The following is a 17,483-nucleotide window of genomic DNA, read 5'->3' as shown; positions in this document are numbered from 1 at the left end:
TTGCGCCGTCATCAGTTAAACCACAACACACCCATGAAAACCCTTTCCGATTTTAACTTCAAGGATCAAAAAGCCATCATCCGCGTAGATTTCAACGTGCCGCTGGACGAAAATTTCAACGTGACCGATACGACGCGCATCGAAGCCGCCAAGCCGACCATCGACAAGATTTTGAAAGACGGCGGTAGCGTGATCCTGATGTCGCACCTCGGACGTCCAAAGGGAAAAGAAGATCAATATTCGTTGAAACACATCGTTGGCGAAACGTCGAAAATTCTTGGCGTGAACGTAAAATTCGCGGAAGATTCGCGCGGTGATGTCGCCAAAAATGCGGCCGCCGATTTGAAACCTGGCGAAGTCCTGCTTCTGGAAAACCTGCGTTTCTACAAAGAAGAAGAAGCCGGCGACAAAGAAATGGCGAAAGAACTCGCGTCATTGGGCGACATTTACGTGAACGACGCTTTCGGTACGGCGCACCGCGCGCACGCCTCAACGACCATCATCGCGGATTATTTTCCTGAAAATAAAACCTTCGGGATGTTGCTGGCCAAGGAAATCGAAAGCATCGAAAAAGTTTTGAAACATGCCGAGCGTCCGGTAACGGCGGTTTTGGGCGGCTCGAAAGTATCGTCTAAAATTACCGTAATCGAAAATATCCTGGACAAAATTGACCACATGATCATTGGCGGTGGCATGACTTTCACGTTCATCAAAGCGCTCGGCGGCAAGATCGGCAACTCGATCTGCGAAGACGACAAGCTGGAACTGGCGCTGGAAATCCTGGAAAAGGCGAAAGCGAAAAATGTCCAGATTCTTTTGCCGGTCGATGTAGTGGCAGCCGATGCGTTCAGCAACGAGGCGAATACGCAAATTGTTGACGTCACGCAAATCCCGGACGGTTGGCAAGGGTTGGACGCAGGGCCGAAATCACTGGAAGCCATCAAGAAAGTCATCCTCGAATCAAAGACGATTTTGTGGAACGGCCCGCTGGGTGTATTCGAAATGGAAACGTTCTCGAACGGCACCATCGAGTTGGGCAATTTCATCGCGGAAGCGACGAAGAACGGGGCGTTTTCACTGGTGGGCGGCGGCGATTCCGTGGCTGCCGTGAAGCAATTCGGATTCGAACCGAAGATGAGTTATGTGTCTACCGGCGGTGGCGCGATGCTGGAAATGCTGGAAGGAAAAACGCTTCCGGGAATTGCCGCAATCCAAGGCTAAAAGCCGTTGATAAAGTTGTTAATTAACGACTTACCGGACAACATTTGTGAGAATTTTAAGTTACATAATTTTACTATATCGTTATAGAATTCTTATGTTTGCAATTCTAAGGGTTTGATAGATAGCATTTTAACAAATACAATCAACAACCGAACCCACTGTTTTTCAATAATATAACACGCGAAATAAAGTTTCTGACGGACTGGCTCCGGCCCATCAAAAACATAAAAACGTATCATGAAAATAAGACAAACTGCCTTAACCATTGCCTCTTTTTTTGCCCTGCAGCTGTCCGCCCAGCAACTTCCGGGCGGCGGGCAAATCGTAAAGAATGAACCCAAACTAACGTATCTCGATTCCATCAAGGCCACTTTCGTGAAAGACCACATGGCCGCGTGCGTAGACAGCCTTTGGTTGCAAGAGTTGACCAGCCTGGATTTGTACGACAACCTCACCGAAGACATCAAGACCATCAACCTCGACCAGAAAGTTGAGTATGAATTGTCTACCGCGCTGTTCAAGGAAAGGCTCAAGAAGCTCGACGAGAAATCGCCCTTCAATATCGAATACAACCCAGGACTGGAAAACATCGTAAAGGCTTGGCTGAAAAACCGCAAAAATTCGTTTGAGCGATTGATGGCCATTTCCGAATATTATTTCCCGATGTTCGAGGAAGCGTTGGCCCGCCAAAATGTGCCGCTGGAAATCAAATACCTCGCGGTCGTGGAATCGGCGTTGAACCCGAAAGCCGTTTCCCGCGTGGGCGCCACCGGGTTGTGGCAGTTCATGTACCAGACCGGAAAACAATACAACCTGCACATCGATTCTTACGTTGACGAACGCTCCGATCCGTTGAAAGCCAGCGACGCCGCGGCGCAATACATGGCCAACATGTACAAGATTTTCGGCGACTGGGATTTGGTCTTGGCGTCTTACAATTCAGGACCAGGCAACGTGGCCAAAGCAATCCGTCGTTCGGGCGGGCAGCAGAATTACTGGAACATCCGCAAATATTTGCCGAATGAAACCGCGGGTTATGTACCGGCTTTCCTGGCCACGATGTACATTTACGAATACCACAAAGAGCACGGCATCGTTCCGGAGCGCGCGCTGGTGAAGCATTTCGCCACCGATACGGTCATGGTGAAACGCCAGTTGAGCTTCAAGCAACTGTCAGATTTGCTCGACATCCCGGTAGCGCAACTCAAGATGCTCAACCCGTCGTTCAACAAAAATGTGGTGCCGTACTATTTTGACAAAACCCATTTCCTGCGTTTGCCGCAAGACAAGATTGCTTTGTTTACGTCCAACGAAGACAAGATTTACGCGTATGCGGCTTACGAAGAAACCCTGCGCGAAAAGCCGTACTCGCAATTGGCTTCGGCACGACGTTCGAACGATTCGCTTTACGAAGACAGCACACGCGTGGTAAGCCGTACGAAATACCACAAGGTGCGTCGCGGCGACAACCTGAGCGAGATTGCGGCGCGTTACGACGTGTCCATCGCGCAGATCAAGAAGTGGAACAGGCTCAAAAACAACAAAGCGCCATTGGGCAAAAGCCTGAAAATCGTAACCACTGAAACCATCGCCTACAGGGCAAAGAAAAAAGAGCCGAAGCAACCGGTGGAAGATAAAACTACCGCCGTGGCCGTTGACCTGAAAGCCGCGAAAGAAGCCACCAAGAAGTTGGCGAACAGTACGCCGGAAGCGAAGAACGACGTGGCCGAAAGCAGCACGCCAGAATACTACGTCGTGGAAGCTGGAGACAATCTGTATGGCATCGCCAGGAAATTCAATGTTTCGGTTAAAGACATTAAAGGCTGGAACAATTTCGACGACGACGATTTGTTGGCCGGCACACGCATCAAAATCCTGAAAGATGATCAGGAACCAGCCGTAGCCGACAATGAGCCAACATACAAAACCGTTGAATACACCATCAAAAAAGGGGATTTCTTAGGTTTGGTCGCCAAGAAAAATCACGTGACGCTGGAGCAGTTGCGCGAATGGAACAACCTTGAAGACAACAACGTGGTCATTGGCCAGAAAATCATCGTCAACAAGATCGAGGTGACCGAAGCCGTCGCTTCCAAAGGCAAGAACGATAAGGTATCGAAAGGGAAAAACAACAACCACTACTATGTGCAAAAAGGCGACTCGCTGTTTAGCATCGCCAAGAAATATCCTGGCATTACCGTCTCCGACATCAAACGTTGGAACGGCATCAAGAATGAAAACATCAAACCCGGTATGAAACTCAAAATAAACGGGTAACGAAGAAATCATTTAATCGGACGAGTTTAAATGACTTCAACAAAATCTTCTTTACATTTGGGCTTTATTCACGATGATGAAAAAAGCCCTTTTTTTATGCCTTGCCGTTTTGTTGCTGTCTTGTGACCGCGACGCGAAAACATTGCAGGCATCGGGCAAGCTCAACACGATTTCGGTCATCATCGACGACGAACTCTGGAACGGTACCATTGGCGACAGCATCCGCAATAAGTTCGCGGCGCCCGTAGTGGGATTGCCGCAGGAAGAACCGCTGTTCGACATCAACCAGTATCCGCTTAGGCTACTCGAAGGTTACATGACCAACAGCCGAAACATTTTGCTGGTCAAAAAGGAACGCAACGCCAAATTCAAAATTGTCAGCGACGAATACGCCAAACCGCAGCACGTGTTCCACATCACGGGCGCCAACACCGCAGAAATCCTGGCGCTACTGGAAAAGCACACCCCGGAAATCATTGCCAAGATGCGCAGCACCGAAATCGCCGAAGCGCAGAAATACATCGACACTTCCCTACTCGACGTGTCGCGCCTCAACAAGAAATTTGGTGTAACGATGCACATACCTTCTGGCTACTCGTATGTTTTGCAACGGCCTAAGTTCACCTGGATCAAAAAGGAAATGGTCAGCGGCAACATGAGCGTGATGCTTTATAGCGTACCACTCAAATGTCTCGACAAAGGCAACGACGCCATACGGAACATCATCACCATGCGCGATTCCATCGGAAATCTCTACGTGCATGGGCGCGTTTCCGGCAGCCACATGATGACCGAAGGCGCGTATGCACCGTATTTCCGGCAGACATTGATAGACGGGCGAAAGACGTATGAAACCAAAGGCACGTGGGAACTCAAAGGCGATTACATGTCCGGGCCGTTCATCAATTATGCGATAAAAGACAAAAGCCGGAACCGAATCCTGGTGGTTGAAGGATTTTGTTATGCGCCGTCCAAGGACAAACGCGATTTGATGCTGGAACTCGAAGCGATTATTAAGTCGATAAAGTTTTCATCGGTCAAGCAAAAGGGTAAACGATGAATTGGGAAATTAAGCGATTTGACGCACTTTCTTTGGTTGAAATGTATGAAACCCTACAATTGCGCGCGGAAGTCTTTGTCGTGGAGCAAAATTGCGTCTATCAGGACATCGACGGCAAAGACGCGAAAGCGATTCACGTACTCGGAAAAACAGGCGGAAAAATCGTAGCCTATGCCCGACTCTTTCGGCCCGGCGATTATTTTGAGGAAGCGTCTATTGGCCGTGTGGTGGTCAAACCAGAATTCCGGGACCGGAAACTAGGCCACGACCTGATGCGCGAATCGATTGCGGCGTTGGCTGAACTGGGCGAAACCCGGATTGCAATATCGGCCCAATTGTATCTGAAGAAATTCTATGAATCGCACGGTTTTGTGGCCGAGGGCGCGCCATATCTCGAGGACGACATTCCGCACATCCGGATGGTCCGCGGCTAAACTTTCGTGATCACCAACTCCACGCGACGGTCGTACTCCTGCCCTTTTCCCAGCGGCACCGTGTTGCCGTAGCCTTTGAAAGTCATGCGTTTTTTGTCGATCTTTTTGAACACCAGATATTTATAGACCGATTGCGCGCGGTTTGTGGACAACTGGCGTTTGCGCGTGCCCAAATCAATCGCTTCCCGCTGAAACGGCGGCGTGCAACAAATATGTCCTTGGATTTCAAATTCGATGTTCTTGTTTTTTTGCAGATAGCGCGAAATGTCGTCCAATTGTTTTTTGGCCTTGCCGCTCAACACGCTGCTGCCACGGTCAAACAACACGTTTTCCAGATAAACGTGGTCGCCTACGATGGGCTTTTTGGGCATTTCGGTGTACATGCCCGGCAACTGGATTTTCGGCAGTGGCTTGAGGTTCAGTACAACATCCACACGGCGGTTCTTGGAGCGTTTCTCCGGAAGGTTGTCCACCAAATCGTCGTCAATCATGATTTTACCCTTGCCTTCAATGGTGACGATGACTTTGTTCTTGATGCCGTTTTTGGTGAGCACTTCCTTGATGGTGTTGGCCCGATTGGTGGAAAGCTTGAAGTTGTATGCATCTTTCCCGACATCGTCCGTATAGCCGAAAATCTGTATGGATTCAATCCGGGTCGAGTCGGTGCTGCGGATGTAATCGACTACGGCTTTGGCCTGCCTTTCATCGATGGTGTGTTTGTTCAGGTCGAAATAGACCGACTGGATCACTTCTTCCTGCGCCGATGCTACTCCGAAGAACAGCAGCGGGAGCAGTTTCAGGAAATGCCTCATATTTTCAAGATCTTATTGTACTCGGCCATGTTGTTCAAGATCGCGATGGCTTTGGTAATTTCAGAATTGTTTTTGGTGTAATACTGGTATAAACCTTCTTTGTACTGGTAACGTTTAATGAGTTCATCCAAGAGTAAATTCTTGATTTCCTTTTGGTTGGCCGTCAACTGCGCATCTTCCCCGCGCTGCAGGGCGTTCATCAGTTGCTGGTATTCGGTGTTGATCGATGTGTCGATTTTTTCCTTTTTGGCGGCTTCCAAAGTCTTGCGCAAAGCCACTTCGGTTTCGGTGTCGAACTGGAAATTCGTGCGTTTCAAGTAGGCTTTGAAATCGGCATAATCGGCATCGGTAATAGTCGGGATTTTTGTGCCCAGATCCGGATGTTTGTAGTAGTATTCGGTGGCGAAATTAAAGATGCCGTCGTTCTTGATGAGCGCTTCCGCAATCGGGCTGTTTTTCGATTCCGATAATTCCACATCGGGCTGGATGCCGCCGCCGTCGTATACTGTGCGGCCCTTGCGCGTTTTGAAGGCGTTGTATTTCGATGCGTCGGTACGGGTAGCTTTTCCGTCTTTGTCCTTGTGCGCGTAATCGAGCGCCTGGATGCAGCGGCCCGACGGTGTGTAATAGCGCGAAATCGTGACTTTGAGCTGCGTGTTGTAGCTCATGTCGATTGGGCGTTGCACCAAACCTTTCCCGAAACTGCGGCTGCCCACGACTACGGCACGGTCCAAATCCTGCAAGGCGCCGGCCACGATTTCTGAGGCCGAAGCGCTATGGCCGTCCACCAAAACCACGAGCGGAATTTCCAGGTCAATCGGGTCGCGCTGGGTTTTGTAGGTGTTGTTGTGTTTCTCTATTTTCGATTTCGTGGTGACGATGACTTCGTTTTTCGGCACGAACAAATTGCAGATGTTCACCGCTTCGGCCAACAAACCGCCCGGATTGCCGCGCAGGTCCAAAATGATGCGCTCTGCGCCTTCCCTTTTGAGTTGTTCCAACGCTTCTTTGGTTTCCAACGATGCCTTCCGGTTGAACTGCGACAGCACGATGTAACCGGTTTTGTCGTCGATTTTCGAGAAATACGGCACTGCTTTCACATCGACTTCGCTCAAGACCATTTGCGTGTCGTACACTTTGCCCTGGCGGCGGTATTTGATGTCGATCTTGGCGTTTTTCGCGCCGCGCAACAGCTGGCCCGCGTCTTCCTTGAAATCGGAAAGGTTGACGTCGCCAATCTGGAAAATCTCGTCTCCGGCTTTCAATCCGGCCTTGTCGGCAGGGTAACCTTTATACGGTTCCTTGATGATCAGCGCGCCTTCCTTGCGGGTAATCATCGCCCCGATACCCGTGTATTCGCCGGTGTTGTTGATCTTGAACCGCACCACATCAGCTTCGTTGAAATACACCGTGTACGGATCCAGATCGGCCAACATCGCCTTGATGGCTTTGTCCATGAGCTCCGCCGGACTGGTTTCGTCCACGTAATTCATGTTGACTTCCTTGAATAGCGTCGTGAAAATCTCGATCTGTTTGGCAATTTCGAAGAAGTCTTCCTTGAAGCTCGCCCCGACGTAGAGAAACCCGCCGGCCACAATCGGGATGATGTATTTTTTCTTGATGAAAGTGTACATGTTTATTTGTTTTTGCGCTTTCTGAATTTCCGACGAAGCCAGAAAATCAAGCCCACTAAAATAAGAATTATTGGCCAATTCCCTATCAGTTCGAGGAAGAATGACGAAATCGAATCAAAGCCTTCGGTAACGGCGTTCCAAAGGCGTGCGCCGAACGACATTGTCACGCCGCTCTGGGTTTGTGTCACCTTGTAGAATTCGAGCGTCACCGTGCTCATCGCCACGCGGTTTTGCAAGTAACGCAGTTGTCCTTCTTTGGATTCGATGTCTTCGCGAACCGCGGACAGCTTCTCTTCTATTTCCAGCATTTCAGAGACTTTGTTTGCTTTCGAGAGCAGTTCCAGGTAACGCGCTTCGAGTTTCTTTTTGGCTTTCAGTCGTGCGTCGGTATCGATGTATTGTTCGGTCACGTCCTGCGCCGAGATTTCCTTCCGGTCAAAATACGACACGCCTTTTCCGGCATCGGTCAGGAATGCATCAAAAGAACCGTTTGGAATCCGGATGGTGAGCGTCCGCGTAAGCGTGTTGTATTCCTTGGTTTCGGCGTCATTCTGGATTTGCGCTTTGTATTTCTTGGTGGCGGCCACAACCTGCCCGTAGGTTTCATCCATGTCTGTGGTTTGGAACCGCAGGTTGGCTTCTCGGATGACTTTTTGTTCGATGGCCGGTTCGGCTACCGACGGTGCATTCATCTTTACTTCGGCAACTTCCATCGCTTGATCCGTGGCCGCATAGGCTACTTCTTCGGTTGGCGCAACAACTTCGTCGGTGGTTTCAGTCTTGGTTTGGTAGCATGACGAAAGCATCACGCAAGCCGCGAAAATCAGGATTTTGTTCATGTGGGATTTTTTGTTAAAACGCTGACAAATACGCGTTTATTACACGGACGTCTTTTCGGCCCGCATGGCTTCGCCGAACTTCTCGAAAAGCGCGATTGTTTTGGCGTTGATGTCCTGAAAAGACAATCGGTCTTTGGTCTGGTAAAGCAACATCATCGCGTACGGTTTGTCGAGATTTTGGAAGAGTGATGCCTTGTTGAGCCGATAGGTTTCCCGGAGCACACGCTTAAAATAATTGCGGTCGTGCGCGCGCTTAAAGTGTTTTTTCGACACCGATACGCCCAGTTGTATCAAGCCGGTTTCAATCTCTGCGTGTTCCAAATACACGAGCCGCAACGGGAATTTCGAGACCGATTTCCCTTTTGCGAAAAGGGCGTCGATGGTCTTGCGGCTTTTGAGTTTTTCGTGTTTCGGGTACTTGGCGTCCATGCGGCAAAGGTAAGATTTCAATTCGGATGGCTTGAAATACGCTTTAAAAAACGCTAACCTGCTGCGCAACTGTAAATTATATAAACTTTTCTTTAGAATTTTGAAACACTGATGGGCATATCGGGTTGTATCTTTACAACATCAGAAAAGCAACAAACGAATCGATATAAGCAGTATCCGCGGGTTGAAGAAACAACTGCTGGAAAAAGCGGATAGTCAAAACCCAACCACACAACTAGCCATGCTATTAAAAACCTCCTGACATTCAGGAGGTTTTTGATTTTAGTACGGTGTTATTTTTTAAAGACATTGTCCGCCGGTTTCACATCGGCCATCAAACCACTCGGATCGATGACAATACGCTGTATGGAAGCTTTGCCTTTCTGGATTTCGAAGAAATAATCTGGGTTGCCCCAAGCCCAGTCGGGCAATACGGTGCGTTTCATCTCCGGATACGGATTTTCTTTCACGAAGCTCATCATCCGGAGTGGAATGTAAAATCCTTCCTTGGTCCCGTCGGTATATTCCACGACAATGTCAATCGGCATCGGCATACGCCCAACTCTTTGCAGCGAAACGCCGGTACGCTGAACGCCGTCGGTGGCGCTTTCCACGTTCTTGATGGCGTAGTCGATGGTATTGGTGGTTTGCGTCCAATCGATTAGATACCAATCCAAGTTCGCGCCCGATACTTTCTCGGCGCAGCGTTTCATGTCGTTCGGTGTCGGGTGCTTGAATTTGAAGTCGTTGTAAAATTTCCGCACGGCCTTCATCAGGTTTTCCTTCCCGATGACATAGATCAACTGGCTCAAAAACAGTTCGCCCTTGCTGTACGATGAAATGCTGTAGGTGCGGTTCTCGTCGTAACGGTCGGCGTGCGTGGTTTGCGGTTGCTCCTTGCCCGAATTCACCAGCGAATAATAGCCGTTGTAACCCGAGAACGGATTGGCTTGTTTCTCGGTCGAGAGTTCGTTGATGGCCAAATCTTCAATGAACGACGTAAAGCCTTCGTCCATCCAGCCGTGTTTGGATTCGTTGGTGGCCAAGACGTGCTGGAACCAGGAATGGCCCATTTCGTGCGCCGTAACGCCTACCAAACCGTCGAAGCTGCCTTCGCCCAAAATCAACGTACACATAGCGTATTCCATGCCGCCGTCGCCGCCCTGGATGACCGAATATTGGTCGTAAGGATATTTCCCTACGGTTTTGTTGTAGAACTCCATCAGTTTCACCGTAAGCGGCTGTAGGTTTTTCCAGTTGTCGATAATTTTCGGATTGTTCTTGTACAGGAAATGCAACGTAGCGCCGCCCGGAACTCGGGCCGTGTCATGCAGATAATTTTTGTCGGCTGCCCAAGTAAAGTCGTGTACGTTCGGCGCAATGAAATGCCAGGTCAACGTTTTCTTTTTGCCGTAATCGACGTTGACGCCCGCATCCTGATAGCCGTGCCCGATCTCGTTTTTATTTTGAAGATATCCCGAACCGCCCAGCACGTAGGCCTTGTCGATCGTAATCTTTACATCGAAATTACCCCAAACGCCGTGGAATTCCCGCGCGATGTACGGGTCGGCGTGCCAGCCTTCAAAATCGTATTCGGCCATCTTCGGATACCATTGCGCCATGGAAAGCTCCACACCTTCGGCATTGTTGCGCCCCGAACGGCGGATTTGCACCGGAACCTGCCCGTCAAAATCCAGCGTCAATGTGGTCTTAGCACCGGGCAACAGCGGTTTGGCCAGCGTGACTTCCAAGATGGTTTCCACTTCCTTTGCGGTCGCCGAAACACCGTCCTGCTTGAAATTGCTGATTTTCAGAAACCCGATTTCGTTGGGTTTCAAATTCTTGATGCGGCTGTCCTTGACATCTTTCCCGTCCGCGCCTTTCGTCTTGGTCACCATGCGTCCGTCCGGATCTTTGATGTTGCGCAACCGCATGTCCATTTCGCTGCCGGGCTGGAACGCATTCGGGTACAAATGATAGAAAACGCGCCGCAAGGTATCGGGCGAATTGTTCGTGTACACCAACTCCTGCTTGCCTTTGTACCGGTAGGTTTTGGTGTCCATCTGCACATCCATTTTGTAATCGACGTGTTGTTGCCAATAGCCTGACTGGGCAAAAATATTGGCGCAGGCCAGCAAGGCCAACGAAAGGATTAGGTTTTTTCTCATGCGATAAAAATACGGAATTACCCTTTTACCTTTTTCTGCGGAAGGTTTTTCGAAAGTTTTTCTGCCATCACCAGCGCGTTGTAAGCATTGACGATGTTGCCCGATTTAGACGCCTCGGCAAATGGGCGTTTTTCTTTTTTCTCACCCAGTTCTACTTCAATCGGCAGCGGCGTGCCTGAATCCATCAAGATACGCTTAACCTGAGTAGCCGACAATTTCGGGAAATAGGAACGGATGAGCGCCGCTACACCAGCTGCATTTGGCGCCGCGAACGATGTGCCGTCTTCAGGTTTGTAAGTATTGTTGGGCAGCGTGCCGAAGATTTGCACACCGGGCGCAAACACATCGACGTTGTTTTTTCCGTAGTTCGAGAAATTGGCCACTACGTTCTTCCCGTATTCGTAGTTCAACGCGCCGATGGTGATGACATTGTCTGCAATTTCGGTCTTTCCATCCGGCGAATCAGTCGGGTACGAACGGTTCTCGGCGATGTCGAGGTCTTTGCCGTCGTTGCCCGCCGCAAAAACGATTAATACGTCTTTCGATGCGGCGTATTTGATAGCGTCCGAAACCCATTGCGTGTGCGGCGAGAAGTATTTCCCGAAGCTGCCGTTGATGACTTTCGCGCCATTGTCAACGGCATAGCGGATGGCCAGCGCAATGTCTTTGTCGTATTCGTCGCCGTTGGGAACCGCGCGGATGGCCATGATTTGCGTGTTGTTCGAAATCCCGTCGGTGCCTTTGCCGTTGCTACGCTCGGAGGCGATGATGCCCGATACGAGTGTGCCGTGGAAAGACGCCTCTTTTTCAGGGCCGGTCACGTTGTTGTTGCCGTACTTGTTGTCCTTGATGTCGTTTGGATTGTCGCCCACGATTTTGCGTCCGTCGAAATCGGCGTTGAGGTTGTACTCAAGCATCTCGCGTGTTTGCTTCTCGAAGTCTTTCAGGTCGGTCAAAAAGGTTGGCCCAGCCTGCACGATGATGGACATCATGATGAATTTGGCTTGCGACAGTTCTGCGTCCGAACCCGGATCCATGGCGCGCAATTCCTCGAGCGTGTAGATGTCCTTCCCGATTTTCGCGTCGACTTTGCTTTTCGCCGACTGGATAAAGTCAAGTTGTTGCTTGGCCGACAAGGCTTCCCCGCGTTTTTTGGCCAATTCGCTTTTGGCTTTTTTGTAAGTGTCCGAACCGTCGTCGCCTTTCTTGATGATGCGGATGAGTTCGAGGTTTTCATTGACCGCGTCGCCCAGGAAATTCCAGCCATGCACGTCGTCCACAAAGCCGTTTTTATCGTCGTCCTTGCCGTTGCCCGCGATTTCCTTCGGATTGGTCCAGACCACCGACTTTAAATCTTCATGGTCAATGTCAACACCTGAATCAATCACTGCTACCGTGACTTTTGCCCCTTTCCGGTCTTTGATGAATTCTGCGTACGCCTTATCGACACTCATACCGGGAATGGTGTCTTTTTGCAAATCAAGAAAACTCCAACGCTTGAGTTGTTCGTCGGTGAGTTCGGCTTTTTTCTCGGTAATGCCGCCGGTAGTGGCGCTTTGCGCGTGTGTTTGGGTTGTTGAAAAGGCCAATGCCGCCAAAAGCGCAATGCCCGTCCTGAATAATTTCATAGGATGATTTTTAAAGCTGTCGAAATTAGGCCATTCCCACCGAAGCCTGTTACAATCTTAACAATATTTTACCGCTCAATTGATGTCTTTTCCGGCGCGGAGTTTCTCGATGCTGGCCATGACGTTGTCGCGGTTCACTTGGTCTGGTGCCTGTTTGCGCGCCGCTTCCAAGTATGACATGGCTTTTTTGTAGTTGCCGATGGCCGAGTAACCGCGCGCCAGCCCGATATTGGTGGTGAACACGTTAGGGTTTTTCTTGTAGTTCAGTTGGAAGACTTCCAGGGCTTTCTGCGGTTTCTTTTCGCCGATGAGTTGTCGACCATACTGATGCAATTCAATCATTTGGCCCAGCAACAACGCTTCGTCCATGAGTTTGTCGGCTTCCTTGTTGCGGTTCAATTTTTTAAGTACGGCGGCTTTCGTGGACAGCGTCTGGAAGTTTTTTTGCCCGATGAACCGCGCATTGATGGCCATGTCGGCCCATTCGAGCGCCTGATCGTCTTCATTATGTTGCAAGGCGTAACCCGCGGCTTGGACGAACGCCTGCCAGGTAAAACCGGGTTTGGTGCGCAGTTCGCTTTTGAAAGTTTCCATCTGGATGCAATGCACATCGGCCGAGATCTTAAACGGAATCATCCTGTTTTCCCAGAGCAACGCTACGGTGGCGTTTTCGTCAGTCTGTTCGATGAACTCGTACTTGAGCCATTCTACAGGTTTCTCCAGCGTGCGGTGCCGAACCGTTACCCGAAGCGCATCTTCGGTCGGATCGTAATAAAAACTGCCCCATGCATTGGCGCGTTTGGAGAAAATCACGGTATCGTCCGTTTCGCCCAAAATGAAATGCAAGCCGTACGTTCCGGCGTCAAGGTTTTTCCCTTCTATGGTCACCGGATGCGAAAATGAAATCGTCGTGTTTTCGTTCGCACCGCCACGCCACGGCGCCGCATTTGACGTCCCGAAGCCCAGGTCTTTCAGGCCGTAATGCGCCACGTCGGTATTCCAAATTTTGCCTTCGCGGCCTTTCACGCCCGGTCGGTGGTAGTCAATGGTGATTTGGGCCAAGCCGATGAATTCCGTCACCGAAGCACGTTTGTTGTCGCCGAGATTGCCCGTGGAGAGCGCGTATTGTGATTGCGAAACGGTTGCGGACAAAAGCACCAGCCATAGTAGAATATTTTTCATCATATCTTTGTTTTGAGCCATTTGACGGTTTCCTCGGCAATGGCAGGGTTAAAGTTTCCTTTGGCGTATTGGCCTTCGCGGAAATTCTTGACCGCTTCCGGCCAATCTTTGCTCTTCATCATGAAATGGTCGAGTTCGGGAATGGTGATCCAGATGGCGCTTCCGGGATGTGCTTCGTTGACGGTTTTTTCAATCATCATCGGTTCCACCAACGAGCATTGTTCGTAATCGGTTGCGCCATGCAGGATCAAGACCGGGCAGTTCACCTCTTGCCAACTTTTGGCCAGGTTCAATGCGTCTATTTGTTGCCAGAATTTCCAATGCCTGCCCCACATGTCGTTACTGCCTTTTTTGTAGCCGAGTTCAGATACGACAATCGGACGGTATTCAGGTATTTCGGCCAGTTCTTCGGGCGATTTCTTGTTGACGAAGAATTCGTGGTAAATTTTCTGGATGCCACGCATGAAATCTTCGGTTTGCTGGTAAGTCAGGTTGTCCAGCAATGGCTTTTGGACACGATGCATTTCCAATAGAAACTCATTCCACGGCCTGAACACGCAGCCAAAAACCATGATGCCCGCTGGTTTATGCCGTTTCCCGACTTCGGGCGCAATCGTGCCGCCCATGGAATGTCCCCAGATGAACAATTGTTTCGTGTTGACGAACGGCAGTTTTTCCATGTATTGGTAGCCCTCGTCAAAGCTTTCGATATCGGTAATAAGATCGGCTTCGGCGCAAGGCGCGCAGTTGAAACTGTCTCCAAGCCCAGATTTTTCAATCGTTACAACGGCAAACCCACTTTGTAACCAGGCCGAAATCATTTTGCCGTTGTAACTTTTTGAATAGTTCTCTATGCTGCCGCAGCCATAACCAGGGATGAGTAAAATTGCGGGCAGGTTGGTTTTTCCTTTCGGCCGATACGTCATCGTGCGCAGATAGCCGTTTCTAAACTTCACCCAATCGTACAAAATATCGGCATCAGTACGCGTTTCAAACGGTTTCATTATGGCTTTGGCCGAAGCTTTTTTCATTTTTCCGTCGCGGCTGAAAGTCACCGAAAGGTTTTCTCCTGCCCGGATGTTCGTCACCGCCGGCGAGAAAGCATCCAGCGAAAGCGTCGGCGTTCCGTTCACCGATTGGATGACATCTCCTTTTTGCAATTTAAGCGTGGCCATCGACGAATTCGGGATGACGCTGTCTATGCGAACGCCGTTGTCGGCATTTTTCACCAAAACGCCAATGAGGGCTTTGCGTTGCGGCAATTGCCCAACAACAGTTTGCGATGCGATCGCGAGGAAAAGCAGCAGTATTTTTTTCATGACAAATAGTTATCCGTTGGCCGAACCTGCCCGTTGCTTGATGTCATCGGCGCCGCCAGTCCTGCGCCTTGGCTGGTTGTTGCCTTGCCCGAAATTGTAGGTGTAAGACACGGCAATGACCCGCGTGTTACGGCTTACCTTGAAGCGTTCGGTGTAATTCGTGAATTCAGAATCGGCGGTGGTGCGGTTGGTCCAGAAGACATCGTTGGCCGCAAGTTTCAAGGTGCTTTGCTTCCACTTTTTCTGCACGCCCAGGTTCAGGAACCAAATCGGGTCAACATCCATGAATGCATAGATTTCACGGCCGCGGTAATTGCCCGTGACTTCGGCGGAATATCCGTTTCCAAGCTTAAAATTGTTGACCAAATTGCAATTGAAATTAAAATTGCCGCGGTCATCGAGCGTCGTATTGGCCACGGTTCCGGAGTACGAACCGTAGTAAAAATTGAAACTGTAATTGGTGTTCCACCAAGGCGTAAAATCGAGGGGCGTGATGATGAACAGCCCAACGATATCCGCGGTGTTGAGGTTTTTGTCGGTCTGGACGGTGATCATCGGGTCGTCGTCTGAAGGCGCAATGACTTCGGTAATGTTGTCGGTCGTTCTTGAAAAACTCAAGGTCGAATAGATTTTCTGCTTGAAGACATGCGTCACTTCAATCGAATGTGTCGTCTGCGGCTTCAAGTACGGGTTGCCTTCTTTGTAAGTTGTTTGGTCGAGGAAAAACTTGAACGGGTTGAGTTGCTCGTAACTCGGGCGCGTAATCCGGCGCGAATAATTGAATTCCAGGCTGTGGTTGTCGTTGAATTTATAACTGGTGAACACACTTGGGAACAACTGCGTATAGCTATCGTCGAAGGACGTGCCGTCAACCAATTGCTCGCCGGTGATGTTGGTGTTCTCGACGCGGAAACCGAGGTAAAAACCCCAATTGCCGATGTCTTTCGAGGCATTCACGTAGGCCGCGTTGATGTTCTCTGTGTAGATGAAATGGTTGCTTTTGGTCGGGTCGAAAATGGGCGTGCCCGAACTCACATCGAAGAATTGCAAATCGTTGTCGGCCTTGACATAGCTTGATTTAACGCCAGATTCCAGTTTGATCTTGTTGCTGAGTGTTTTGACGAAATCACTTTTCAGCGCGAAAATGTTGAGGTTGCCGTCCAAATCGCCGCGCAACAAATATTGCGGCAAGAATTCCACGTTGTTGTTGTCGAAATACTTGGTCTGGAAATTTTGCTTGGTGACGTTGCCGTAGTTGGCGTAATCGAAATCGGTGATGATGTCGGTTCCGAGCGTATCGATCGTGTACTTGTGGTTGAGGTTCACTGAGGCGTTGTGCCACTTGTCGCGCGACCGGTTCCAAGTGATGAAGCGCTGTTCCCGAAGATCGTTTTCGTCGTACACGTCCGAGAAATTTCTGCCGGTCGGATTGAAATTGTTGCTCACGGCGTTGGCGATAATGCCGAGCGTGTGTTTTTTGTTGACGGTCCAATCTGCGCCGGCGCGGCCAATGTGGTTGCGGAAATTCATCTTGAGCGAATTGATCTGGTCATACCGCCCGGTGAAATTGCCGTCCTCGAAGAAACGCCGGTCGAGGTTCAAATCGTTGAACCATTCGCTGTACGCAAAACTGTAACTCCCGAAAACATTGACGTTTTTGTTGCGATGATTCAAGCTCAAACTGTTGTTCAACCGAGGATATTTGCCTTGGCTGTAGGACGAAGTCACGGTGCCGTTCGTGCCTTTTCGCTTGTCCTTTTTCATCTTGATGTTGATGATAGCCGAACCCGCTGCATCGTACTTCGCACCCGGATTGGTGATGAATTCTATTTTATCCACCGAACTCGACGGAATGCCGCGCAGATAATTGGCGAGGTTGCTGCCTGAGAGTGGCGTGTTCTTGCCGTCGATCTGGACGATGACGCCGCCTTTCCCGCGCAGGCTGATGTTGTCGTTTTGGTCCACGTTCACGCTGGGCGCCTTTTCCAATACTTCGAATGCCGACGCGCCGGTTGCCCCGATACTGCTTTCCACGTTCAGGATTATTTTGCCTTGCTGGCGCTCGATGTATGGCTTGGCTTTGGTCACCACGACCGCCGACAGTTCAGTGGTTGGTGTCGGCAGTATCGTGGTACCAACAACAAAATTTTCGTTGGCGGTGAATGCATCGCCCGTAAATCTTGGGATTCCGTTCACCGATATCTGGATGTTGTATTGGCCTTTGGCGATGTTGGAAAAAGTGAAGTTTCCATTTTCGTCGACCGCTTCTGTCTTGGCGATTTTTCCGTCACCGGCAATCAGCGTGACGATGGCATCCGTCGCCGGCGTTTGTTGCGGGGAAACCACGCGGCCCGAAATAGCGATTTTATCTTCCTGGGTTTGTCCGAAAGCCACCGAAGCGATGACCGAAACCAGCATTAAGGCAAGTGAATAAAACAGTCTGATCATGATTTTTTGATTGATGCGCGGTTTGGCTGATG

Annotated in this window: 13 protein-coding genes; 4 read left to right on the top strand and 9 right to left on the bottom strand. The window is 50.0% G+C overall.

The window, feature by feature from the left end:
- The first annotated feature begins 33 nt into the window (after positions 1 to 33).
- The 4 genes from ACM9J1_RS03165 to ACM9J1_RS03150 all read left to right on the top strand — a co-directional run bounded on the left by ACM9J1_RS03165 (position 34) and on the right by ACM9J1_RS03150 (position 4,992).
- The gene (locus tag ACM9J1_RS03165; protein WP_415580484.1) at positions 34 to 1,221 is read left to right on the top strand and encodes a phosphoglycerate kinase; all 1,188 of its coding nucleotides are present in this window, start codon (positions 34 to 36) and stop codon (positions 1,219 to 1,221) included.
- A gap of 237 nt (positions 1,222 to 1,458) precedes the next feature.
- Positions 1,459 to 3,498, top strand: a complete 2,040-nt coding sequence (locus ACM9J1_RS03160; protein ID WP_415580483.1) for a LysM peptidoglycan-binding domain-containing protein — start codon at positions 1,459 to 1,461, stop codon at positions 3,496 to 3,498.
- A gap of 76 nt (positions 3,499 to 3,574) precedes the next feature.
- A complete protein-coding gene (locus ACM9J1_RS03155; protein ID WP_415580482.1) occupies positions 3,575 to 4,558 on the top strand; it encodes a DUF4837 family protein in 984 nt (327 codons plus the stop codon).
- Positions 4,555 to 4,992: a GNAT family N-acetyltransferase gene (locus tag ACM9J1_RS03150; RefSeq protein WP_415580481.1), complete on the top strand. Its 438-nt coding sequence runs from the start codon at positions 4,555 to 4,557 to the stop codon at positions 4,990 to 4,992. Before ACM9J1_RS03155 ends, ACM9J1_RS03150 begins: the two co-directional genes overlap by 4 nt.
- On the opposite strand, the gene ACM9J1_RS03145 is transcribed toward ACM9J1_RS03150, so the two are convergent.
- The 9 genes from ACM9J1_RS03145 to ACM9J1_RS03105 form a co-directional block, all read right to left on the bottom strand.
- On the bottom strand, positions 4,989 to 5,804 hold the full coding sequence (locus ACM9J1_RS03145; RefSeq protein ID WP_415580480.1) for an OmpA family protein: 816 nt from the start codon (positions 5,802 to 5,804) through the stop codon (positions 4,989 to 4,991). The genes ACM9J1_RS03150 and ACM9J1_RS03145 overlap by 4 nt on opposite strands.
- Entirely contained in the window at positions 5,801 to 7,438 is a 1,638-nt protein-coding gene (locus ACM9J1_RS03140) for a S41 family peptidase (protein ID WP_415580479.1), read from the bottom strand. Before ACM9J1_RS03140 ends, ACM9J1_RS03145 begins: the two co-directional genes overlap by 4 nt.
- A 2-nt stretch (positions 7,439 to 7,440) precedes the next feature.
- Positions 7,441 to 8,277 (bottom strand): DUF4349 domain-containing protein, encoded by an 837-nt coding sequence (locus ACM9J1_RS03135; protein WP_415580478.1) that lies wholly within the window; start codon positions 8,275 to 8,277, stop codon positions 7,441 to 7,443.
- 39 nt (positions 8,278 to 8,316) lie between these two features.
- Positions 8,317 to 8,706, bottom strand: a complete 390-nt coding sequence (rnpA, locus tag ACM9J1_RS03130; RefSeq protein ID WP_415580477.1) for a ribonuclease P protein component — start codon at positions 8,704 to 8,706, stop codon at positions 8,317 to 8,319.
- Between the two features lie 293 nt (positions 8,707 to 8,999).
- Positions 9,000 to 10,874 carry a M1 family metallopeptidase gene (locus tag ACM9J1_RS03125; RefSeq protein WP_415580476.1) on the bottom strand — a complete coding sequence of 625 codons (1,875 nt, stop codon included), beginning with the start codon at positions 10,872 to 10,874 and terminating at the stop codon, positions 9,000 to 9,002.
- A gap of 17 nt (positions 10,875 to 10,891) precedes the next feature.
- Positions 10,892 to 12,502 (bottom strand): S8 family peptidase, encoded by a 1,611-nt coding sequence (locus ACM9J1_RS03120; RefSeq protein ID WP_415580475.1) that lies wholly within the window; start codon positions 12,500 to 12,502, stop codon positions 10,892 to 10,894.
- A gap of 75 nt (positions 12,503 to 12,577) precedes the next feature.
- Entirely contained in the window at positions 12,578 to 13,684 is a 1,107-nt protein-coding gene (locus tag ACM9J1_RS03115) for a DUF2911 domain-containing protein (RefSeq protein WP_415580474.1), read from the bottom strand.
- Entirely contained in the window at positions 13,684 to 15,003 is a 1,320-nt protein-coding gene (locus tag ACM9J1_RS03110) for an alpha/beta fold hydrolase (protein ID WP_415580473.1), read from the bottom strand. Before ACM9J1_RS03110 ends, ACM9J1_RS03115 begins: the two co-directional genes overlap by 1 nt.
- 9 nt (positions 15,004 to 15,012) lie before the next feature.
- Complete coding sequence (locus ACM9J1_RS03105; RefSeq protein ID WP_415580472.1) at positions 15,013 to 17,451, bottom strand: TonB-dependent receptor domain-containing protein; 2,439 nt, start codon at positions 17,449 to 17,451, stop codon at positions 15,013 to 15,015.
- Between the last annotated feature and the right edge of the window lie 32 nt (positions 17,452 to 17,483).

It is taken from the genome of Flavobacterium longum, from assembly GCF_965137575.1.
Classification (GTDB): Bacteria; Bacteroidota; Bacteroidia; order Flavobacteriales; family Flavobacteriaceae; genus Flavobacterium; species Flavobacterium longum.
Note: the sequence above shows the minus strand (reverse complement) of the source record. Positions and strands in the feature narration are given on the sequence as shown.